At 56.5% G+C, this 5,317-nt stretch carries 4 protein-coding genes and 1 pseudogene (1 of these 5 cut by a window edge); all 5 read right to left on the reverse strand.

Going from position 1 to position 5,317, the window contains the following annotated elements:
• Window positions 1-789: 789 nt before the first annotated feature.
• Complete coding sequence (locus H5T64_13170; protein MBC7265287.1) at window positions 790-2,394, reverse strand: hypothetical protein; 1,605 nt, start codon at window positions 2,392-2,394, stop codon at window positions 790-792.
• A 23-nt stretch (window positions 2,395-2,417) separates the two neighbouring features.
• The gene (locus H5T64_13175; GenBank protein MBC7265288.1) at window positions 2,418-4,247 is read right to left on the reverse strand and encodes a hypothetical protein; all 1,830 of its coding nucleotides are present in this window, start codon (window positions 4,245-4,247) and stop codon (window positions 2,418-2,420) included.
• 16 nt (window positions 4,248-4,263) lie between these two features.
• The gene (locus H5T64_13180) at window positions 4,264-4,455 is read right to left on the reverse strand and encodes a hypothetical protein (GenBank protein ID MBC7265289.1); all 192 of its coding nucleotides are present in this window, start codon (window positions 4,453-4,455) and stop codon (window positions 4,264-4,266) included.
• A gap of 451 nt (window positions 4,456-4,906) precedes the next feature.
• The gene (locus H5T64_13185; GenBank protein ID MBC7265290.1) at window positions 4,907-5,260 is read right to left on the reverse strand and encodes a transposase; all 354 of its coding nucleotides are present in this window, start codon (window positions 5,258-5,260) and stop codon (window positions 4,907-4,909) included.
• A gap of 21 nt (window positions 5,261-5,281) precedes the next feature.
• Window positions 5,282-5,317: pseudogene (locus H5T64_13190) on the reverse strand (transposase) (it continues 567 nt past the right edge of the window).

The following is a 5,317-nucleotide window of genomic DNA, read 5'->3' on the forward strand; positions in this document are numbered from 1 at the left end:
ATCTCCTGTAATGGATCGCAAACTGTCTGACAATTACACAAATGTAACACAAAACCGTAAATTTGTCAAAAATAAGTTTCAAAATAGGCAGATTGCAGTTACTCATTCACAAAGCGATCGGGCCCCTCTCCTCGAAAGGGCTACGGGGACCGTTTTGAGAAGGATCGCTACGTCGAGCCAGGAGGAACGCTGGGCGATGTAGTCCAAGCACACCACATCAGCGAAGGGCAGATCGCTGTGCCTCTTGATTTGTGTAAGCCCTGTGAATGCATGGCAAGATGACCACCGCAAGTAAAACGCATCCGTTAGAATCTCCCCAGGAACCCTGACCCAACAACACCCAATCGGTTCCTACAATTCAGACCAATGTCAAAGACGCCACGGCATTGACTAGACTCGCTCCCCGCGGGCCCTCGAACATCCATCAGAAAGCGAGACAGGTCAATTCCTACTGACATCGCTCACGGTTCCGCACAACGGCACGGCCTCAACCAATACATTTTCTGCATACCACCCCTCTGCAAACATACGCTGATCCAGTCTCCATTGCTAAACACGGTTGGTTCTCTGCTATGCCCCAGCACTCCGGGCACCACATCGATCCCAAACGAGTTGGCGTGCTCCTGATCCGACCAGCAGCCGCTCCAGGCTCAGGGTCTTACGCAAGCGACATACTGCCACCGTTCTATGCCCTACGAACTCGCCTGTCAATCGTTAGGGCAGGCATGACGCTAACCAGACCCAACGCATTGCGCAGGCAAACGGATAGTTCCTTCAACCGGCAGTGGTTCATTCGCATAGAGAGCACACTGGAAAATTCACACCGGCACGCGCCTCTGGTGATTCAAAGCCGGACAACCCACCTGACTCCGCACTGCGCAACCGATAGAAGGTCAACTTGTATGGATAGGAAATGCCGCTCAGATAGACTGTGTTCTTCTCGTAGAGTTCGGTGAACAGCGGATCAACGAACAACTCTTGGTCGCTGCGGAAGCAGGGCGTATCCAGGCCCACCGACCCGCAGAACAGGATGTAATCTGGCCGCCGGGCCAGTACATAAGCCCCGTCCCCTTTCTCATGTCCGGCGAGTCGTGCCCCCACAGGCACCTGACGGTGCGCGATGTGAACGTCGTTCAAACCCAACATGTCGATAATGCGCAACTCGGAATAATAAGCCACTGCTCCGGCGGTATTCGTCGCCAGGACCGCACCGGGCGAAGCGTGTTCCTTAAACCATAGGCCGACGGCCCTACCATCCCTCACTGTGACATCGCGCAAGACAACCGCAGCATCGCTGGCTGAAAGCCAAAGCGACCCTGCCATAACGACTGCCGACACCAGACCGAAAGCCAGCATTACTTTTCGGCCCGGACCAACAGTCTCCCACAAGGCTTCTAGACCGCCCTGGGCCAGTAGGACAAGGAGCGGCAGCACTGGTGCGAAAAAGCGTGACGCAGCCCAAGCGTCACCGCCCACCGCCACTACATAGGCCATGTAGCCCAACAACAGCAATGAGAAGTAGGCAACCCACGGACGCGAGCGTTGAGAAAGCACCAACAGCGCCCCCAAAAGGAGCGGGTACAAACCGTATGTGCACAAGAAACGCAGCGTATAGTTCAATCCACGCAGCATCTGCGAGCCTGAGGCTCCCACCTTGGCGTAGAATGTGTTGGGCAGGAGATAGCCGTAATACCAAGTACGCCAAGCGAAATATGATCCAAAAGGCACCACGAACCCGATCACGAGCGACAGCACTGTTCCGTCCACCAATCGCTGTCGCCGCACGAAGCGCTCCGCGAGTGCGTGCAGGAGAGTGAGCAGCCAGAACAGTGTGCCGTCAGGCCGGGTCATAGCTACCAGGGCGAAAACGAGACCAGAAATTGGCAGCGTTCTGCTCCGCCCTCCACGCTCATGGAGATAGGCATATGCCGCTACGGTGAGCAAAAAAGCATACATCGGTGTTTCCAGCCCACTGGTGGCCCAAACCACCCAACTGCCGCTTGTTGCCAGGAACCCCACTGACACCAACGATAATGGTGGCGGTGCGTGTGGCGAAATCCAACGACCCAGCACATAAGTCATAAGAGATGCAAGAACACTGAACAGCACGCCACCGACATGTCCCGCAGTCACGATGTCCACGCCAAGCGCAGCAGGCAACGCCAGCACCATCACCCACAGGAAATTCGTGTAGCCTTCCACCCGCTCGCCGACATTGAACACTAGCCCGTAGCCGTTCACGAAATTGCGAACGTAACGAAATGAGATGAAAGCATCTTCCATAATCCAGGTGCGAAAATAGGCAAACTCGTGGGCCAAAAGGAGCGCCAGGATTAGCCCGAACAGGGCCAGAAAGGTCAAACGATATGTCGCACTTTTACCTCGGACCGTCACACCTACTCCCTCCTTCAGAACATTCACCGTGGCGCCCAAACGCTCACTCCGGTGCTTGTGGAAACCCACACCCTTTCTTTCTCATCCACGGTCAGTGCAGTCAGCACACTTTGTTGTGGGTCCCCAGCAGGGATGTATGAACGCCAGGCGGTGCCATCCCAAATGGAGAGGCCCCCGCCACTTGTCGCCACCCACGCACGGCCCCCAGCCGCATGTAATGCCACCACCCGATTACAGCTCAGGCCATCGTCGATCGTGTGAACCCGCCATACCCAACCATCAAAGGAGTCCAAGACGGCGATACCACAGCGCGTCCCGACCCATACGCGAAAGTCGCTCGTTTCATCCACGTCCAGTGCAGTGATCTCATCGCAGGGCAGGACAAGCCCGCCCTCTGTATGCTCCGTCACCCAAGTGCCGCGCCGCGGGTCGAACTCAAAAAGCCCTTCATCACATGTGCCCACCCATAGGCGTCCTCTTGGGTCCAAGGCCAGAGCCCACACATCTCCACCGTTGGGCAGTTCATAATCGGCCCATGAGACTCCATCGTAGCGCCTGATGCGTGACCCTCCACCAGCCCAAACGACGCCATTGTCCTCAATAGCAAGGGCGCGGATACGAGGCAGAGGGAAAGTTGTCCAGCAACCGTCTCGGTAGACACTCAATCCTCCTTCAGTGCCCACCCACACCTCACCAGAGGGACCGATGGCGATGCTATTCACCCAGCGGCTGCCCACACCGTCCCCGATGGTATGGGTGCGCCACTGACTGCCATCGTTGACGCTCACGCCACTGCCCCAGGTGCCAACCCAGATACGGCCCGCAGGATCCGCCGCTAGGCTCGTGATCGGAGCGTAAGGTAAGGCTGTCGCACCGACAACCGTATGCCACGCTGCGCCATCATATTCGCTCAGGCCTCCTCCGGCGCCGCTGGCCCAGATGTGCCCTTGCGCGTCGGCAGCCAATGCCCGGACTTCGTTGCTCGAGAGTCCATCGGCCACAGTGTAGGTTTTCCAGCCGCCTTCGCGAAAAACGCTGACCCCGCCGCCCCACGTCCCAGCGAAGACCACATCGCCCACTGCTGCCAATGACCAGACCCAGTCGGCCCCCAGGCCATCGTGCTCACTATAGGTTCGCCAACTGCCACGATCAAGAACGCTTACACCTGCAGTGGTTGCTACCCAAATGTGGCCTGACCCATCCGCAACAATGTCCATCACGTAGTCAGCAGCCAACCCTTGACCCGTATTGTAGGTACTCCAGCATCCATCGCCTCCACCGGCAGGGGGTGGGGTATATACGCTGACACCGCCGCCCCATGTGCCGAACCAGAGCCGCCCCTCCACGTCTTCCGCCACACAGGTCACAGAATTGCTTGCTAAGCCGTCCCGCGATGTGTAGGTGCGTCGGTTGCCGTCCCGAGCCCAAGAAGTAACGCCGCTGTCCCAGGTGCAGAACCACATGCCACCCCGCGAGTCCCCAGGCAGAAGTGCAGTGACAAAATTGCTCGCGAGATCGTGACTCTCCGAGGAGTAGGTTCGCCAACGCTCGCCTTCGCGGACCATTACTCCTGCCCCCCAGGCAGCCATCCACACGCTCCCACCTCGGTCGATTGCCACGTCCCGAATGTTGGGGGGCAGACTCTCGGCGGCGTAGTGCCACATTTTTCCGGTGGCACGTTCCCATACTAGCAAGCCATCCAGCGTGCCCATCCAGACCACATCATCTGAGACCGCTAGCGCTTGAGTGCGCTGCCCGCCTATTGTCTGCCACTGGCCTTCCGGGGGAACGGCACGGGTACAAGACAAAACCAAGGTGGCAATAGCAATTAATGCACCACCCCTTAATGTCAACCCTCTGCTCCGCGTTTCAGCTGTACCACCACCGCTCGTTGGCGACGATGCGGAAACCAACGAAGCATCGAGGTGATGTCCGCGTGGTCTTACAGACAACATTACCGGCTACTCCCTCCACGAGTTGAGACACATCATAGGTAATCGCTACCTCTGGACTCCAGGTGCGATCCATCAGGTCGATCAGCAGAGCACACACCCAACGCACGACATCTCTCTTCCCATTTCGCCAGTCTCCGCAGTTCCCCGAGGGACGTATAAGATCCGACCTTCTTTTTGGTTTCTCACAGACTTGCCAAATCGGGTTCAGTCTCCGCAAATGAGAGAAGAAAACGCTCTCTTATGGCGCTGCAAAACTGTAAGCAGCGGCTGAGAGAACAGAGAAACAGATCAAGTCACAAGTGTGACTCGTCCACGTAAGAAAAGTATACATCACGAGCTCCGTCTGGGCAAAAATCGCATTCTTTGAGAGTGTTGAAAAAGTGGGTTATTGAGAGCTAACTCTCTAGCGGAGAGGAAAAATTGACAGGTTACAAACCTATCACAGGCTTGTGAGAACCTCTTAGAAAGCCAAGCCTAGTGCTGATCAGACCATTTTCCATCCTCTAACCGCCTTTCGCTCTACCCTCTTCCTCTCTCAGACGCACTTCTCCCTCGGTCTAGACCACTACTTTGGCCCGGCCTCGGAATGAGACCCCAGTGAGCAGTTTCACCAACCGCTTGAGATTCAATACGATGGCCGTCAGAATGCTCTGAATGGTGTAACGGACCAGACCAAGGTAGCGGCACCTCCCCATCCCGTGATATCTCTTGCCCTCACCAAACTTGCGCTCGATCTTGTACCTCTCCTTCAAACCGGCCTGATATGGCTCAGTAACTTCCTTTTCCAACCACACCCTCTTGTTGAGGTCCTTCTTCCGAGTCCGATAACTGTTCAGCCGAATAGCGGAATGCAAACCGTTTTCAGCCAGGAAAACGTGATTGTCTGAGTCGTCGTAGCCCCCGATCTGCAGCGTAAGTCTCTACCGGTAGTCCTAATGCCAGGTCGGCTTCGACCAGGCGAGGAAGGT

The sequence above is a fragment of the Chloroflexota bacterium genome (assembly GCA_014360825.1).
Classification (GTDB): domain Bacteria; phylum Chloroflexota; class Anaerolineae; order UBA2200; family JACIWT01; genus JACIWT01.